The organism is Streptosporangium sp. H16 (assembly GCF_051918855.1).
Lineage (GTDB): Bacteria > Actinomycetota > Actinomycetes > Streptosporangiales > Streptosporangiaceae > Streptosporangium.
Genome location: NZ_JBPXMD010000019.1, coordinates 1 through 16,324, shown reverse-complemented (window position 1 = coordinate 16,324; position 16,324 = coordinate 1). Strand labels below are relative to the sequence as shown.

The window sequence follows — 16,324 nt, the reverse complement described above, 5'->3', positions numbered from 1 at the left end:
GGGAGCGATGAAGTTCGGGATACTAGGTCCGCTGATGGTGTGGCGAGAGGGTGAGCAGCTCGATCTCGGCACGCCCAAGGCGCGGGTGCTGTTGGCGGTTCTGCTGTGCCGAGCGGGTAATCCTGTTTCGGAAGATCAGCTGGCTGTGGCGCTGTGGGGGAACACCCCTCCGAAGAGCGCCACCAAGAACATGCAGACCTACGTCCACCGGCTCCGGCGGCACCTGGGCGACCCGGCTCGCGTCGTGCGGCACGGCTCCGGCTATCTGGTGCCGGCGGTCCGGGACGAGCTGGATGCGGCGAGGTTCGAGAACCTGGCCGGCTCAGGGCAGGCGGTGGAGGCTGCCGGTGAACCGGAGGAAGCGACCCACCGCCTGCACGAGGCGCTGAGTCTCTGGCGCGGGCCCGCGTTCGTCGGCATGACCGATGTCCCGATGCTGGCCGCGGAGGCCGCGCGGCTGGACGAGGTCCGCCTGTCGGTCCTGCAGTCGCGGATCGCCGTGGATCTGAGGCTGGGACGCCACGCCGGGCTGTTGGGCGAGCTGACCGCGCTCACCAACGAGTACCCGCTGCGGGAGCGGCTGCGCGCGCAGCTGATGCTGGCGCTGTACCGCTGTGGCCGGCGGGCGGACGCGCTCGCCGAATACACGCGTGCCCGCAAGACCCTGATCGAGGAGACCGGTCTGGACCCGGCCGAAGAGCTGCACGACATGCATCAGAGAATCCTCACTCAGGACCCCTCACTCGACCTCGTTCCTCGCGTCACGGCGACGATCACGGGCTCCCCTGTGGGGCCGGGCCCGTACAGGCCGGCCCACCGTGACACTGCTGCGCGCCTGTCGGATGAACCGGGCAGCGAGCCGAGCGAGCACATGCGTGCCCTGTCCGCCGACCGTCCCGTCCCTGCCACGGCCCCGACGCCTGAACCTCAAGCGGCCCCCACCCCCGCCGAGTTGCCGCCGGACATCGCGGATTTCACGGGCAGGGACGGCGAGGTGGCAGAACTCACCGAGGTCCTCACCAAGCCGCGGCCGGGCACCGTCGCCATGGCCAGCATCGCGGGTCTGGGGGGCCTGGGCAAGACCACGCTCGCCGTGCACGTCGCGCACCGGATCGCGGATCGCTTTCCCGACGGCCAGCTCTACGCGGACCTGCGCGGTGCCTCCGCCGACCCTGCCCGCCCGGAGGACGTGCTCAGCCGGTTCCTGTTCGCACTGGGCATCAGCGCCACCGGCATACCCGAATCCCTGGAAGAACGCGTGGCGTTCTACCGGAGCTGCCTGGCCGGACGCAGAATTCTCATCCTGCTCGACAACGTCGCCGGAGAGGAGCAGGTGCGGCCGCTCCTGCCCGGGGCCCCCGGCACGGCCGTGCTCCTCACCGGACGTGTCCGGCTGGTCGGTCTCGAGGGCACGAGCCTGCTGGAACTCGACGTCCTGCCGTCGGCCCAGGCCATGGACCTGCTGAGAAGGATCGTCGGCGACGAACGCGTCCAGGACGACCCGGACGCGGCTCTGGAGATCACCCGGCTGTGCGGCCGGGTCCCGCTGGCGGTCCGCATCTCGGCGGCCAGGCTCCTCGGCAGAAGGCAGTGGAGTCTGTCCCACCTCGCCGGCGTCCTCGGGGAGGAACGGCACCGGCTGGACGAACTTGTGGCGGGCGACCTCGACATCCGCGCGGGATTCGAGATGAGTTACCGGACGCTTCCCGCGGGTGCGCAGCGGGCCTTCCGGTTAGCTGGACTGCTCGACGCGCCCGATTTCGCCCCCTGGGCGGTGGCGGCCCTCCTGGACGTGCCGGTACGGCAGGCGGAGCACGAGATAGAAACCCTGATCGACGCTCATCTGCTGAACCTCACCGGGACGGACGAGACGGGCAGGCTCAGGTATCGGTTCCACGACCTGATCCGGTTGTACGCGCGTGAGCGGGCGCAGCGCGAGGATTCCGAATCCGAGCGCCAGGCCGCGCTCGAACGGGCCCTGGGTGCGTGGCTGGCGCTGGCGGAGGTCGCGGCGGAGCACGTCCAGGGCCCCTGCTACGCACTCATGCACGGCTGTGCGCCGCGCTGGCGGCTGCCTGCGGCGGTTTCCGGCCCGCTGCTGGCCGACCCGATGGCCTGGTTCGGCGCGGAGCACGCCGCGCTGATGGCGGGGGTCGCCCAGGCGTGCGAGGCGCGCCTGACCCAACTCGCATGGGACCTCGCGGGATCCACCGAGACGTACCTCAACGTGCGCGGCCTGTATGACGGCTGGCAGCGCATGCACGAGCAGGCGCTCGCCCTCTGCCGTGAGACCGGCGACAAGCGCGGCGAGGCCGTGCTGATGCGCGGCCTCCTGGAGGTCACCACCTGGAACTCACCGGCGGGCCCCGGACCGGCGATGACACGGATGCGGGCCGGCGCTTCGCAGCTCCTCGACCTGTTCACCATGCTGGACGATCCGGCCGGAATGTCCGACGCCTTGGCGACCCTGGCCTGGAGCATGACGGCCGACGGGAACGGTGGTGCACAAGCGCTCGCCCTGGCGGAGCGCGCTCTGCGGACGGCCGCCGACGCGGACTACCTCGGCGGCCAGGCGCGGGCCTATCACGTGATGGCGATCATCCATGGCGAGGACGACCCTCAAGGGGCGCTCACGGTCCTGGAGCAGGCGACGAAGGTCGCCGAGGCGCTCGGCAACGCTCACTACACCACGACGATCACCCAGTTCCTCGGCGCGGCGAAATCGTTCTGCGGTGACATCACGGGCGGCCAGGAACTGCTGGAGAGCTCCTTGGAGATGGCACGGCGGTTGCACTACCGCTATCTGGAGACGTTCTCGCTGCTCTACCTCTCGAAGCTGTTCGCCGCGGTCGGGGACGAGCGGGCCAGGGCGACCGCCGAACTGACGCTGGCCCACAGCGAGGACGGCAACTTCGGCCATTATCTCGCCGACGCGCTCAGCGTTCTCGGGCAGTTGGACCTGGCCGAAGGAGATCTGCCCGCCGCCATCGCCACCCTCGAACGCTCGGTCCGGGTGTGGCGAACCCGCGGCTCGATCCCCTACCTGGCGCGGACGCTCCGCGCCCTCGGCGACGCCCACGACGCCGCCGGCGACCACCGCACGGCCAGGGCCGTCTGGGAGGAGGCCCGTGAGCTGTTCCGCGGGATCTCGCACGAGAATGGCGTGAGAACGCTGGACTCCCGGCTCGGGTGAAGGGCAGCCGGGCCTCGGCGACCCGTCGCCGTGGATGACCGCCATCAGACGGTCGGCGGTCATCCTCGAAGGTCACCGGCGCGGTGCCGGGTCGGCCCAGGTCCTCTTCCCGGCGTTCGAATCGCTCGTAACAGGTCTGCCAGGGCGCACCGGTCCGCAGACGCTACAAGATTCCATCGATCACCTGCCGATGATCGCGCCCACTTCCTCTGGCGCATGAGACGGTCGCGCCGGCCCGCCACATCAACTATCTGCTGCGCCTGGCGGATGCACCGGAGCATCTGGCAAGCCTCCAGGTCGTGACCGGCGCGACCGCCGAAGGCGGGCTGCTCGACAAGGAGCCTCCAAGGTCCGCAGCGTCATCAGGTGAGGACGCTGTACCCGTTCAGCCAAGCAAAGCCGGGTAACCAGGCGTATTCCGCGCATATTCCACGGTGCTACCGACGCGTGCAACGATCACTCCAGTGAACCCCGGCCAGAGGATCGCTCGCGTCAGAGAGATTCGAGCATGACGAATCCTTACTAGAGGCCATATTTCACCTCCTAATACCAGGCGCTTCGGAGGGCTGATCTCTGTCCGAGAGAAGGAGGAACGATGAACCCGCTCAAAACGGTCACCGTCGGCGTCGCTGCCACGGTGGCGAGCGTCATCCTCGCGCAACCAGCCTTGGCGGCGAGCTTTCAACGGGATGTCGGAGACGGGATCGTCCGCTACGCCGACCCCACCAATGAGTTGTGCGTCCGGGCGGATGACACCACAGGGACCGCCTGGGTGGAGGTGACCCTGACCCGCCCGGGTGTGATCGGAAGGCCCATTGTCATCAGAGATGACAACATCCGGCACCCGGGCGCCACCTGTGAGGTACTCACCGCCTTCGAAGACGTCACCTACCGGGCCGATTACGAGAGCTACTGGAGCGGGCGAGGCACCGTCCTGCGCGGGACGTTCCAATTCGGTACTTGACACTCAGACAGGGTGTCAACGGCCAAGTGCGTGTCGCCGCTGGTGGCCAGAAAAAAGTCCCCACCTCTTCGTAGTTGACTACTTCTTGGTGAGTCGTCCTGGGCCTCGGGTTCGGGCTTGTCGCATCCGGAAGGACTCGCCTTCGGTGACCACGACGATGCTGTGGTGCAAGAGCCGATCCAGCAGGCTGACCGCGGTGGTGTGCTCGGGCAGAAAACGCCCCCATTGGTCGAAGGGCCAGTGCGAGCCGATCCCGAGCGCGCGGCGCTCATAGGCGGCGGCGACCTGGACGCGTGCCTCTGCGCCCGCGAACCCTGAGGCCGAGCCACGTCCACCAGGGGAATCGGCGTGGCCACGGAAGGAAGCCAGGCCCGAGTGCCGGGGCATTTCGGCCAGATCTACAGCGCTTCGTCCGCCGCACGCTGCGAGAAACCCCCGCAAACGCTTCACCATTTTCCGAACCACGTTGCGCATATGGGAGACGAGGCTAGAGTGGCCGAGTTCTCCAGAAAAGGATCATCATGCTCAGCATTGTCCGGCGTTCTGCCCTTGCAGGCGCGCTCGCGATGAGCCTCGCCGTGGCCACCGTCGGCTTCGCACCTCCCTCGGCCGCGGCGACACCGCCGTATGGACTCCTCAAGCTGGTCTTCAGGTGTGCCCACGTGGGGGGCGTGTCGGTCACGGTCGTGGGTCCGGGCGTCGCGGGCAGCGCGCGCGACGACAACGGCACGTACTACTTCCGGGGCCGGCCCGGCGCCTACCGGGTGAAGCGCCTCGCGAACGGACGGATCGCACCGCGATCCAGGCTCATCCAGATCCCGAAGTTCTCGACCCGCACCGTCAATGTCTGCTCCCTCAAGTGGCCCGGGCGCCCGTGACCCTGGGCCGCCTTTCTTGCGTCGGGCCCATGTTGCGGGGCAGGATCTGGTCGGACTGGGCGTAGGCGGCGTCCCAGGTGGCGGGGACGTACTCATCCATGATGCAGAGCATGTGCGCGGTCACCTGCCAGACGTGCAGGTACGCCTCCGACTCGGCGGGCCGGACCGGCACCTTCCACTCGATCATCTTGCGCATGGCGAAGGTGGGCAGGGTGTGCCAGGTGACGAGTATGTCCTCCTGGTTGATCGGGATGTCGCCGCCCCAGTGGGGGGACTACTGCAGCAGGTGCCGCACCGCGGCGTGCACCAGCCGGGTCTTGACGCACTCGACGATGCACGAGCCGGCGGGGCGGTAGCCGTCGAGGGCCCCGACCGCGAAGCCGAAGATGCTCGTCTTGGCGACGCGGTCCTCCATGTCGGCGCCGCCCTTGGAGTAGTAAAGGTGGTCTGCGGTCACGTATCCGCGATCCCCGCATCACTGCCAGGCGGTACGGCGGATGTGGACGACGGTAAGCCGACCGGATGGCCGGTAGATGGTGTTGAACTCTTCGGGGCCCTGGCGCGACACGCGCCGGGGCCCTTGTGCGCGTCAGGGAAAGGAATGTATGGGTCAACGTCGCTCGGCTGCCGGTGGAGACACGATCGCTCACGGCAGGATCGCGCACACGGCCGGATCCACGCCCGGATTCAGGGCCGAAGACCGGTTCGAGGATCGGTTCGACGATGAGGACCAGGGGCGACGCCGTTCAGTTAGGTGTGGAGGCTGTCGGTCAAGGGGTGCCAGTAGGCAAAGCAGCGGAGCTGCCGTAGAAGAGGGGTGTCACTCCAAGACATCCTCACTACGGGAGCTCCGCTGTTGGAACAGACTGCCATAACGCGGACGGTCAAGGTAGCGGCCGGGGTGTTCGCGCCCGGTCATATCGGCGAGTTGACCCAGATCGTGCCGTTCGAGATGGTCGATGACGTGCTGGCGGTCACCAAGACCACCGAGCGGCGGGTCCGGCTGGTGCCGGCGCGGGTCACGGTGTACTTGCCGCTGGCCGGGGCGTTGTTCGCCGAGCTGGGCTACCGGCAGGTCTTTGACCGGTTGTGCGCCGGCTTGGCGGCCCTTGCACCGCACACGCCGAGCGGCAGCGCGTTACGCTGAGCCTCTCCCCAGTCGATGACCAGCATCTCACCCGGCGTCCAGATCGCCGGGCGCCGCCCGCGACGGTGATCACGCCGCCAGGCCTTCTTCACTGAGGCGACCAGACGCCGGAAGTTACGCGCCGATCCGGTACACCCGGCGGCCTGGGCCAGCGGCAGCAGCCGCTTGGCCGAGATCTTCCCCGCGGTGGCCTTCACCTTCTCGGCCACCAACTCGGCGACCGCGTCGAAGTTGTGCTCACGGGATTTACGGCAGGTCGGCTTGTTGTTGGTCAGGGACCGCTCGATGATGCGTCTGACGGTCTTGTGGGTGGTGCCGCATATCTGCGCGGCGCCGCGATAGGTGCCTACCTCGCGGTAGGCGGCGATGATGTCCATGACTTCCCCCGGAGACTTCGTGGCCGAACAGACCCCCTGAGCGGTGATCTCGTGACTGGCTGACACCGTCACGATCACCGCCCAGGGCACATACCTCCCGACGACACGCGAGCGAGAAGCGGGGACCTGAACCGGCCATCAGTGGTGACCACGAACTGGCCACCTGTGGGGACTTTTACATGGCCACGGACACAGGGCCCTTTACATCATCAATTGGTTCTCATCTCGATCCACCAAGAGGCGACATCTCGCATGTCCCCTCCGATCGCAAAGGGTTTTCCATAAACAAATGCCTGAGGGTCGCCCTCGTGGCAACGGTCGCCGCAGGATCCTTGTTCGCCGGAGCGCTGCCTGCACAGGCCGCCAACCGCGACAACTGCCGCGGACAGGTCTCCGGCATCTCCACGAGCGGCTCTGCCGTTGTCGCCACGTACGTTGTCATATGCAACCGGGTCCAGAACCGCATCATCGTCTCGGCAGACGTCAACCGCCACAACATCCCGATGAAAACCGTGCGCCAGACGAAGACCTGTAACAACACCACCAGGTGTAGCGTCCATCCATGGATTTCCAATCCTAAAGGCAGGCAGTTGTTCTCCGGAGATGTGCTGAGCGGGGGCCTGAGCCTGGACGCGCTCATGACCTGCATATCCTCGGACGAGTTTCACTGACCGGCCCACTCGTTGACCTTGCGCCGAGGGCCGCGACGCGTTGCGCCGCCCGAAGGCCGGTAAGTCGGGGTGACGGATCCTGCGTCGCCGGCCGGTCGCCGCGCGACTGCTGGTCGTGGTGTTCTTCTCCGTGCCGATAGAGGTGGCGCCCCACCGTACGTGCGCGGGACGCCGGGCTCCGACGCGTCGGCGCCCGGCCTGCTGTGGGGCGCGCTGGGTGTGGGCGCGTTCATCGGCGCCTCGCCGGTCAACCAGTTGCGCGACCTGCCGCAGCGGCACGTGCTGATCGCGATCATCGGGCTGTGGGCGATGTGCCCGATCGCCCTCGCCCACGTCGGCGACCTCACCTCGGCGGTGATCGTGTTCGGGCTGGGCGGTCTGGTGGGGGCGCCGTTCACGCCCGTCGCCTACAGCTTCCTGCAGTCGCGTGTCGAGCCGGAGGAGCAGCAGCAGGTCGTCACGCTCTGGACGACCGGCTCGACGCCGGCTGCGGGCGTGCCGCTGATCGAGCCGGCCGAGAGCACCAGAGGGCTGCGGCCCTCCGGTGCTCTGACCATGCTGCTGCTCCCGATCGCGGCTCTCACCGTACTCAGAGAAGGTCAGGCTGAGGAGTGAGCGTCGAGCCGGGTGAAGGTGGAGCCGGCCGGCTGCGCGGGCGCCGAGCACGTGGCCCCCGCACATCCGCATCTCGGTGCTGCCCCGATAACGACGCCAGTCGAAACACCGAGAACGGACACAACGCCTACGATCCTCTTCCGCTGCCGGTCATTAAAATTACTTTCCTTCCAGGCACTTTTCGATTTTTGCGCCGACCGAAACTCTATACGACCTCGGTATATTCAGAGAATATGACCGGCATACGGGCGCTGGATTCCGCCGGGTCCTGCGCACCAGGTGATGACGGCGCGGACATGGCCGGGATCGCGCCTGGATCAACGAGTGGAATCCAATCTCGACTGAACCCGCACCTGGTCCTACGACAGGCTCAAGCAGGCCTGCCGCGAGCCGGTGACCTGGAAGGTGACCGGCCATGCCTTTCCGAACCCGCGATCATCGCGTCTCCCTCGCCGCCGCCTCCTCCCACCGGCGCTCGGCGGTCCACGGGCGAGGGCCCTACAGCGGTCCCACGGAAGGCATGTACGGCGAGGGCGTGGAGCGGGCGGCGGCGCCGGCCGGTGACGGCGCCGGGCAGAAGCGGTCTCGCCCGGGCAGTGCCCCGGTGGCCAGGAAGGAGTTCATCGCCTCGTCGGCGCAACTGCCCAGCCCGACGACGCCGTGGCCACCCTGGTCAACCGTGATCAGGGCGGCCCGCCGTCCGAGCGCGGCGCGCAGGCCGCGCGCGCCCGCCAAAGAGGTGGAGGGATCGCGGGTGTTCTGCAGGATCAGCACGTTGCGCGGCCCGTGACCGGTCACCGTCACCGGCGGCTCCACCGGCCGGCTGTGCCAGGCCGCGCACGGCCACAGGTTCGAGGGCATGCCCGCCGTCACCGGCCACGCCCGCCGGTCGGCCGCGACCTGCCGGGCGTGCAGCGCCACGCTGCGCGGCCAGGCCGCGTCATCGCAGATCACCGCGTAGAGCGCGGCGACATGGTTGTCCGCCGGTATCTCCGCCCTCCCCGCGCCCCCGCCACCGCCGGCCCCGCCGACCAGCCCCGGCCGGTCCAGCCGCGTCAAGACGGCGGGATCCAGGGCGGATCCTGAGACGGCGGCCGCGACCTCCTGCCACAACTCGGCTATGGAGGGGAAGTGGCCGTCGAAGTAAAGCCCCATGCGGGTGATCTCGCGCAGGGCGTTGCCGTCGAGGACGAAGCCGCCCGGGTCCGGCAGGGGCCGCCGGTCGAGGGCCGCGGTCAGCCGATCGTAGGTGCGCCTGACCTCGTCCGGCGTCGCGCCGAGGTGGTAGACGGCGTCCCGCTCGGCCGCGAAGGCGAGCAGGTCGGGCAGCCGCACCGCGACCGCCTCGCTCCAGCCCCGCAACATGTCCCGCCACACCGTGCCCGGATCGACGGCGCTGTCCAGCACGATCCGATCGTCGCGTCCGGGGAACAGCGAGAGGTAGACCGCTCCTAGATAGGTGCCGTAGGAGAGGCCGAAGTAGGACAGTTTCGGCTCGCCGAGCGCGGCTCGGATGCGGTCCATGTCCCGGGCTGTGTTGGCCGTGGTGACGAACGGAAGCAGATCGCCGGAATGCTCGGCGCACGCGGCCGCGGTGTCCCGTGCGAAGGCGAGGTTACGCTCGATGCCGCCATCGGGCGCCGGGTAGGGCAGCAGCAGCGTGAACTGCTTCACAAGATCGAGACCACAGGTGACCGGAGTACTGTGGCCGACCCCTCGCGGATCGAAGCCGATCAGGTCGTACCGATCCAGGACCTCGGGCGGCAGGACGACGGCCAGCCGGCTGGGCAGGTCCAGGCCGCTGTCGCCCGGGCCGCCCGGGTTGGACAGCAGGATCCCGCGGCGCGACCCGGGTCGCGCCGTGCCGATCCGGGAGATCGCGATCTCGATGTTCCGCCCGCGCGGGGCGCGGTAGTCCAGCGGCACCCGCAACGTCGCGCACCGCTGGCGCGGGTCGCGCGTGATGCCGCCGGGCGCCGCCGGCGGGCACTCGCCCCAGATCGGGGCCGTTCCCCCGGCTTCGGCCACCGCCGGCTCCGGCGCGCCTGTCCGGGCCTCGGCCTGCGGGGGCGCGCCTGCCGTCATGGTGGCCACCGTCACCGCGGCGATGAACGCTGTCAGACTTGATCGCGGGCTTAATCGCATTGATACTCCTTGTCGACAGGAACAGATGCTTTCTCGATGCCTGTGAAATCGGCACGGCCGGATACGCGAGACCCTTCGCTTGATCACACGGAAACAGGGGCCGTGGTTCGCGGTGGGAGTCGAGCGGGCCGACGCGGGCGGAGTCGCCGCCCTCCACCGTTGCGGCCCCGAACTCCTGCGGCTACGACGAGCCGTCACCCGGGTGGATCGATCGGTCAGGCGCCCGCGCCTTTCACGAGCCGGTTCCCTGTCCGGCGACCGGAACGGGCGGCCGCCATCCGGCTGCCGTCGCTTCGCGTGCCCCGTACCGAGATCGAGATCACCGCGGGGTTGGTGCGGGATTTCCGGAGCAGCCGATGCGGCGGCTCGGACGCCGTCTGAGCGGCCGCTATGCCGGTGTCGTGCGTCCGGCGACGTGACCCCGCGGCCGGGGCGAGGTCATGACGAGGCCGGTGCCGCCGCGCCGGAGGTCAGAGCCGCCTGCACGATGCGGATCGCCTCGCCCGTGTCGATGCCGACGCTGGCGATCACGGCCGCGTAGTCGGCGGCGGCCCGGCGGGCCCGCTCCCGGCCCTCCTCGCCGGCGGCCGCCACGAACGAGCCCGCCCGCCCGCGCGTCTCGATCAGCCCCGCCTCCTCCAGCTCCCGGTAGGCCCGGCCGACCGTGTTGACGGCCAGAGCGAGGTCGGCCGCGAGGTGGCGGATGGTCGGCAGCCGGGTCCCCACGGCCAGCGTGCGGTCCTGGATCTGCCGGGCGAGCTGGGAGCGCAGCTGCTCGAACGGCGGCACCGGCGAGGCCGCGTCGATGACGATCATCAAATGCTCATGGCTCGCCGGGCCACCGTCGTGCTCGACGGCGTCTTGAAACGGAGCGCGACGAACGCGCCCAGGATCAGGTAGACGACCGCGGCGGCACTCCACCAGCCGGGCGCGGTGCCGAACAGCAGCACCATGGGCAGCGACCACTGCACGCTGGGCGTGGTGAGTTCGCGGGCGTCCTCCACGCGCATGATGACGTCGGCGGTCAGCGACTCCTCGTCCTGCGCCACGACCGGGAACCTGAGCAGGTGGCGCAGCTGTATGGCGGTGATGGCCGTCACGCCGAGCAGGCCGATCAGCACGACGACGGCCAGCTGCCGCACGGTGGGGTCGGGAACGGCCAGGGCGCTGCCGGCCAGCGCCATCGCGCCGGCGAACGTGGCGACCGCGAAGACGGCGTACGGCCGGCCGAGCACGACCCGCCAGCCGGGCTGGATCGGATGGGCGGCCCTGCGCGACAGCGTCGCGCCCGCCCGCTGGTCGACGCCTCGCACCCACCGGTCGAGCAACGACTGTGCCAGCAGCATCCCGGCCACCAGTGCGGTCAGGGCCAGCAGCGGCAGCGGGCGATACGGCTGGCCGTCGAAGACGGAACGGGCGGCGAGCGCGCTCGCGATGATCAGCACGGCCAGGATGACGTAGGCGGCAAGGCGGGCGCGTTCCCGGACCTCCAGCCGGCTGGCCAGCAGCGGGGTCGGGCGGGCGTCGGCCATGCCGTGCCGGGCCAGCCACTCGCCCGCCAGTCGCAGATCGGCCGCACGCACCGGCAGGCCGGCGTCCGGTGACGGTTCACGGGTCATGACACCTCCTTTGTAGCAAGCTTTGTAGCAATATAGTGCGTCATGGGTTGCGACAAAGTCAACGCCCCGCGGGCTCTCACCGTCCCGGTGGCGCGAGCCCCGGCTCAGCGGCGCCCGCCGTCGCGGACCATGTCGCCCTCGATCACCTGGGAGACCGGATAACGCCCACCTTTGATCACCAATAAGGTGTGGACATGACGACGAAGGCGTACGCGGCGCTCCTTCGGGGCATCAACGTGAGCGGCCACAAGAAGGTCCCGATGGCCGAGTTGCGAGCGCTGCTCACCGAGCTCGGCCACGGCGACGTACGCACTTACCTGCAGAGCGGCAATGCCGTCTTCACCAGTGCTCCGGGCGACGAGGACGCGCTCGCAGCGCAGCTGGAGCAGGCCATCGAGGAGCGCTTCGGCTTCGGCGTCGATGTCCTGGTGCGTGATCACGCGTATCTGAAGGCGGTGGCCGACACCTGCCCGTTCCCCGCGGCTTCGCTCGAGGGCAGGCAACTGCACGTCACGTACTTCTCCGAGCCGGTCACCGCGTCGCGCTTGGCATCCCTCGACGCGGCGAGCCACCTCCCCGAAGAGTTCCGGCTCGGCGACCGTGCGCTCTACCTCTACACTCCGGACGGCCTGGGCCGCTCCAAGCTCGCGGAAGCCCTGGCGAAATTCGCGCCTGCCGATGGTGTCATCGCCACCACCCGCAACTGGAACACCGTCACCAAGCTGATAGAGCTGACTCAGGCCCATCCTGCCTGACTGTCGCCGCGAACGGCGGGCCGTCGTCATCGACGCCCGCTGCGACCTCACCGCCGAAGGCCGGCGCGGAGGCCGCACCGTCGGCGTTCGGCGACCAGGAGGATCGCGACATGGTGAACCGGGTCCCGGGAGACGTCGAGCGTGGCTCGACAGGTGACCACGTGGAGTTTCCCAATTGAGGAGCTCGTGGTGACGCCTACGACAGATCGTCGAGGAAGCGGGAGTGAAAGTTTCAGGCCATCCGGCCGCCGGGAGACACGGCTACCGGGGCCGAATGTCCACCTCCACCAAGGCGTACGCGGTCAGGAAGGAGCCGAAGACCATCAGGGGCTCTTGACGGCTTTCGGCGACCTTTCCACACTGAGTCCTTCGGAACGGTTCTCTCGACTCGGCGATGGTACGCGGCGGAGGATCACCGTCTTCGACGTCTGGTGGTGTGCGTCCTGCTGACCGGACGCGGCGTCGTGCACGCGGACGCTCCGCGCCTTCTCGCATCGTCGGTCCGGTTATGGAGGCTCAAGCATGAGCTCGCGCGCCTTCCCCCCTTCCCGCACCCGCGGACGTCTCAGTGACCTGCGACGCGCGCTGCTGGTCACGGCGGCCGGAATTCTCGGTCTGGTCTCCGCGCAGACGATGCCGCTGCCGGCCGATGCGGCCGCGTCCACGCTGGCCTCGGCGGCTCAGCAGAGCGGGCGCTACTTCGGCACCGCGATCAGTTCCGGCAAGCTCGGCGACTCGGCGTACACCACGATCGCCAACCGCGAGTTCGACATGGTGACGGCCGAGAACGAGATGAAGATCGACGCCACCGAGCCCCAGAGGGGCCAGTTCAACTTCTCCAGCGGCGATCGGGTCTACGACTGGGCGGTGCAGAACGGCAAGCGGGTGCGCGGGCACACCCTGCTCTGGCACCCCGGCCAGCCGGCCTGGATGCAGTCGCTGTCGGGCGGCAGCCTGCGTCAGGCGATGATCGACCACATCAACGGCGTGATGAACCACTACAAGGGCAAGATCTACGCCTGGGACGTGGTCAACGAGGCCTTCGCCGACGGCAACTCCGGCGGCCGGCGCGACTCCAACTTCCAGCGCACCGGCGACGACTGGATCGAGGTCGCCTTCCGCACCGCGCGTGCCGCCGACCCGGCCGCCAAGCTCTGCTACAACGACTACAACATCGACAACTGGAGCTGGGCCAAGACCCAGGGCGTCTACAACATGGTCCGCGACTTCAAACAGCGCGGCGTGCCGATCGACTGCGTCGGCCTGCAGTCGCACTTCAACAGCGGCAGCCCCTACAACAGCAACTTCCGCACCACGATCTCCAGTTTCGCCGCCCTCGGCGTGGATGTGCAGATCACCGAGCTGGACATCCAGGGTGCCTCCGCCACCACCTACGCCAACGTGGTCAACGACTGCCTGGCGGTGCCACGTTGCACCGGCATCACCGTGTGGGGCGTGCGCGACCAGGACTCCTGGCGCTCGGGCGACACCCCGCTGCTGTTCAGCGGCAGCACCAAGAAGCCGGCCTACACCGCCGTGCTGAACGCCCTCAACGCCGCCGACCCCAACCCGGACCCCACCCCGACTCCCACGCCAACGGTGACCCCCACCCCGGACCCCACCCCGACTCCGGGTCCGGGCGCGTGTTCGGCGACGATCGCGACGATCAACAGCTGGCCGGGCGGCTTCCAGTCGACGGTGACCGTCCGCGCGGGCAGCTCGCCGGTCAACGGGTGGACGGTGAGGTGGACCTGGCCCGGCGGGCAGACCATCAGCAGCCTGTGGAGCGGTCGGCACACCGTGTCCGGCTCCAGCGTGAGCGTCCGCAACGCCGCGTACAACGGCTCCGTCGCGGCGGGTCAGTCGACCACCTTCGGCTTCACCGCCAACGGCACCGCGGTTGTCCCGTCGATCACCTGTAACGGAGGCGAAACGACGGGATGAACCCCGGCTTCTCCTGGCGTGACACCTGATCGACCAGCGGTCGGTGCTCGACCTCTTCGATCACACGCCGGCATCGGGGACACCGATGGTGTTAACGCTAACGGATCAAGGGCGCGCTCGGATGAAGCACTCCCGCACGCATGCGATCGGCACCCCCTCGAAATGCCAGACGGATAATGAAACGATTCAATCAAATCATGAGGAACGGTGTATTTTGGGTACTTGATGTAGTTATGGGATGTATGCGACATAAGTAAGTTCATCGGGCCGTCTTCATCCGTAAGTCATGATCATCGACGTCATCCCTCAGGTGATCACCGTAAGCGGCGAACCGATTGATAACAGGCTAGAGTGGGGCAACGTCACGTCCCATATCGACGGCCGCGTCAATACAGGCACGTCTTCAAGGAGCACCAATGGTCGATTCCGTTGACCGATTAAATGCGCAGTCAGCCGACGCCAATGCGCCCGGCGCGCGAATCGACCCGACGATCCCTCACCCAGCACGCATATACGACTACCTCTTGGGGGGCAAAGACCATTTCGCCGCCGACCGCGAGGCGGCGGAACAACTCGCCGCACTTTCACCTGGCACGCGGGAAGGGGTGCGCGCCCATCGGGCCTTTCTCGGCCGAGCCGTACGTCATCTCGCCGAGGACGCCGAAATCACCCAGTTCCTGGACATCGGCACCGGTATCCCCACCCAGGGGAACACCCACGAGATCGCTCAACAGATCAATCCAGCAGCTCGCGTGGCGTATGTGGACAACGATCCCATCGTCCTGGTTCACGGGCGCGCCCTGCTGGCGAGCAGCGAAGAGGGCATGACCACGGTGATCGAGGCCGATCTACGGGATCCGGATCGGATCCTGTCGCATCCGGAGGTCACCAAAGTCATTGACTTCACCCGGCCGGTGGCGCTCATCATGGCCGGTGTCCTGCACTTCATCACCGATGAGGAAAAACCCTACGAGTTGGTCGAGCGATACAAATCGGCCGTCCCCTCGGGCAGCCGGCTGCTGTTGTCGCACATCACGCTCGACTTCGCGCCGCAGGTGCCCAAAGAGAGATTCACCAAGCCCTATGACAAGGGCTCTGCGCCGATGGTTCCACGAAGTCACGCGCAGGTGACGAAATTCTTCCAGGGCTGGACGATGGTGCCCCCCGGACTCGTCGAAGTGGTCACCTGGCGGCCGAACGAGGACGAATACCAAGAATCGATTCCCGGCGGCGGCCACGCTTGGGCCTACGGTGGCGTGGCCGTGAAGCCGTGAGATTTCGCGGGCGGCCATGTCGAATGGCCGCCCGCGCATCGACCCGCGTCGCCATCTGCCGGCGGTCGTCCCGGACGTCTTCTCCCGCAGGGTCGCCGGTTGGGCCGTGGCCGGGCACACGCGCACCGAACCGGTCACCGACACGGACCGTGGTGCCCGGCGCACAGGCCTGACGACACGGACCGTGATGCCCGGCGCACAGGCCTTATGGCCGGGGTGCCGTAGCAACCCCGGCCATCAGGCCGTCATGGATGGTGCGGTGTCAGGACTGGCCGGCGAAGGTCCACCTCTGGTTGTTGCCGCCGTGGCAGGAGTAGATCTGGGTCAGGGTGCCGTTGGCGGTGCCGTTGCCGGCGGCGTCCAGGCACAGTCCGGACTGCACGCCGGTGATGGTGCCGTTGGTGTTCAGGCGCCACTTCTGGTTGTTGCCGCCGTGGCAGGCGTAGATCTGGGCCTTGACGCCGTTGGCGGTGCCGGCGGCGTCCAGGCACTTGTTGCCGTAGACCCGCAGCTCCTGCGCGGCGGTGTAGGTCCACTGCTGGTTGGGGTTGGTGTGGCAGTCCCACAGGGTCACCTGGGTGCCGTCGGTGGTGCTGGAGTTGGGCACGTCCACGCAGCGGCCGGAACCGACGCCCCTGATCTGCCCGGTACCGCCACCCGAGGTGGGGGTCACCGTTGGCGTGGGAGTCGGGGTGGGCGTGGGGTTGGGGTCGGCGGCGTTGAGGGCGTTCAGGACCGAGGT

Annotated in this window: 17 protein-coding genes; 9 read left to right on the top strand and 8 right to left on the bottom strand. The window is 68.3% G+C overall.

Features of this window, described 5'->3' with window-relative positions:
• Positions 1–7 precede the first annotated feature (7 nt).
• Both ACTOQ2_RS28010 and ACTOQ2_RS28005 read left to right on the top strand, forming a co-directional pair.
• Entirely contained in the window at positions 8–3,193 is a 3,186-nt protein-coding gene (locus ACTOQ2_RS28010) for an AfsR/SARP family transcriptional regulator (RefSeq protein ID WP_440103525.1), read from the top strand.
• A 595-nt stretch (positions 3,194–3,788) separates the two neighbouring features.
• A complete protein-coding gene (locus tag ACTOQ2_RS28005) occupies positions 3,789–4,157 on the top strand; it encodes a hypothetical protein (RefSeq protein WP_440073801.1) in 369 nt (122 codons plus the stop codon).
• A gap of 78 nt (positions 4,158–4,235) precedes the next feature.
• Here ACTOQ2_RS28005 and ACTOQ2_RS28000 read toward each other — a convergent pair whose 3' ends face one another.
• A complete protein-coding gene (locus ACTOQ2_RS28000; RefSeq protein WP_440103523.1) occupies positions 4,236–4,631 on the bottom strand; it encodes an ATP-binding protein in 396 nt (131 codons plus the stop codon).
• A gap of 47 nt (positions 4,632–4,678) precedes the next feature.
• Here ACTOQ2_RS28000 and ACTOQ2_RS27995 point away from each other — a divergent pair, with 47 nt between their 5' ends.
• A complete protein-coding gene (locus ACTOQ2_RS27995; RefSeq protein ID WP_440103521.1) occupies positions 4,679–5,035 on the top strand; it encodes a hypothetical protein in 357 nt (118 codons plus the stop codon).
• On the opposite strand, the gene ACTOQ2_RS27990 is transcribed toward ACTOQ2_RS27995, so the two are convergent.
• Both ACTOQ2_RS27990 and ACTOQ2_RS27985 read right to left on the bottom strand, forming a co-directional pair.
• Complete coding sequence (locus tag ACTOQ2_RS27990; protein ID WP_440103725.1) at positions 5,013–5,282, bottom strand: oxygenase MpaB family protein; 270 nt, start codon at positions 5,280–5,282, stop codon at positions 5,013–5,015. The genes ACTOQ2_RS27995 and ACTOQ2_RS27990 overlap by 23 nt on opposite strands.
• 27 nt (positions 5,283–5,309) lie before the next feature.
• Positions 5,310–5,492, bottom strand: a complete 183-nt coding sequence (locus ACTOQ2_RS27985; RefSeq protein ID WP_440103519.1) for a hypothetical protein — start codon at positions 5,490–5,492, stop codon at positions 5,310–5,312.
• 399 nt (positions 5,493–5,891) lie between these two features.
• Here ACTOQ2_RS27985 and ACTOQ2_RS27980 point away from each other — a divergent pair, with 399 nt between their 5' ends.
• Complete coding sequence (locus tag ACTOQ2_RS27980; RefSeq protein ID WP_440103517.1) at positions 5,892–6,182, top strand: transposase domain-containing protein; 291 nt, start codon at positions 5,892–5,894, stop codon at positions 6,180–6,182.
• Here ACTOQ2_RS27980 and ACTOQ2_RS27975 read toward each other — a convergent pair.
• Positions 6,101–6,559 (bottom strand): hypothetical protein, encoded by a 459-nt coding sequence (locus tag ACTOQ2_RS27975; RefSeq protein WP_440103515.1) that lies wholly within the window; start codon positions 6,557–6,559, stop codon positions 6,101–6,103. The two genes, ACTOQ2_RS27980 and ACTOQ2_RS27975, sit on opposite strands and share 82 nt — an antisense overlap.
• Before the next feature lie 308 nt (positions 6,560–6,867).
• On the opposite strand from ACTOQ2_RS27975, the gene ACTOQ2_RS27970 reads away from it, so the two are divergent.
• Both ACTOQ2_RS27970 and ACTOQ2_RS27965 read left to right on the top strand, forming a co-directional pair.
• Positions 6,868–7,230 carry a hypothetical protein gene (locus ACTOQ2_RS27970; RefSeq protein WP_440103513.1) on the top strand — a complete coding sequence of 121 codons (363 nt, stop codon included), beginning with the start codon at positions 6,868–6,870 and terminating at the stop codon, positions 7,228–7,230.
• A 159-nt stretch (positions 7,231–7,389) separates the two neighbouring features.
• Positions 7,390–7,845, top strand: coding sequence for a hypothetical protein (locus tag ACTOQ2_RS27965; protein ID WP_440103512.1), 456 nt, complete (start codon positions 7,390–7,392; stop codon positions 7,843–7,845).
• A gap of 498 nt (positions 7,846–8,343) precedes the next feature.
• On the opposite strand, the gene ACTOQ2_RS27960 is transcribed toward ACTOQ2_RS27965, so the two are convergent.
• The 3 genes from ACTOQ2_RS27960 to ACTOQ2_RS27950 form a co-directional block, all read right to left on the bottom strand.
• Positions 8,344–9,990 carry an alpha/beta hydrolase gene (locus ACTOQ2_RS27960; RefSeq protein ID WP_440103511.1) on the bottom strand — a complete coding sequence of 549 codons (1,647 nt, stop codon included), beginning with the start codon at positions 9,988–9,990 and terminating at the stop codon, positions 8,344–8,346.
• Between the two features lie 438 nt (positions 9,991–10,428).
• Positions 10,429–10,806, bottom strand: a complete 378-nt coding sequence (locus tag ACTOQ2_RS27955) for a GntR family transcriptional regulator (RefSeq protein WP_440103509.1) — start codon at positions 10,804–10,806, stop codon at positions 10,429–10,431.
• Positions 10,806–11,609, bottom strand: a complete 804-nt coding sequence (locus ACTOQ2_RS27950; RefSeq protein ID WP_440103508.1) for a hypothetical protein — start codon at positions 11,607–11,609, stop codon at positions 10,806–10,808. The genes ACTOQ2_RS27955 and ACTOQ2_RS27950 overlap by 1 nt, the downstream gene beginning before the upstream one ends.
• 194 nt (positions 11,610–11,803) lie before the next feature.
• Between ACTOQ2_RS27950 and ACTOQ2_RS27945 the strand changes: the two genes are divergently transcribed.
• The 3 genes from ACTOQ2_RS27945 (at position 11,804) to ACTOQ2_RS27935 (ending at position 15,582) form a co-directional block, all read left to right on the top strand.
• Positions 11,804–12,364, top strand: a complete 561-nt coding sequence (locus tag ACTOQ2_RS27945) for a DUF1697 domain-containing protein (RefSeq protein WP_440103506.1) — start codon at positions 11,804–11,806, stop codon at positions 12,362–12,364.
• 522 nt (positions 12,365–12,886) lie between these two features.
• Positions 12,887–14,308 (top strand): endo-1,4-beta-xylanase, encoded by a 1,422-nt coding sequence (locus ACTOQ2_RS27940; RefSeq protein ID WP_440103505.1) that lies wholly within the window; start codon positions 12,887–12,889, stop codon positions 14,306–14,308.
• Positions 14,309–14,724: 416 nt separating this feature from the next.
• Positions 14,725–15,582 carry an SAM-dependent methyltransferase gene (locus ACTOQ2_RS27935; protein ID WP_440103504.1) on the top strand — a complete coding sequence of 286 codons (858 nt, stop codon included), beginning with the start codon at positions 14,725–14,727 and terminating at the stop codon, positions 15,580–15,582.
• A gap of 262 nt (positions 15,583–15,844) precedes the next feature.
• Here ACTOQ2_RS27935 and ACTOQ2_RS27930 read toward each other — a convergent pair.
• The coding region (locus ACTOQ2_RS27930; RefSeq protein ID WP_440103502.1) for an RICIN domain-containing protein at positions 15,845–16,324 on the bottom strand (480 nt) is incomplete at its 5' end.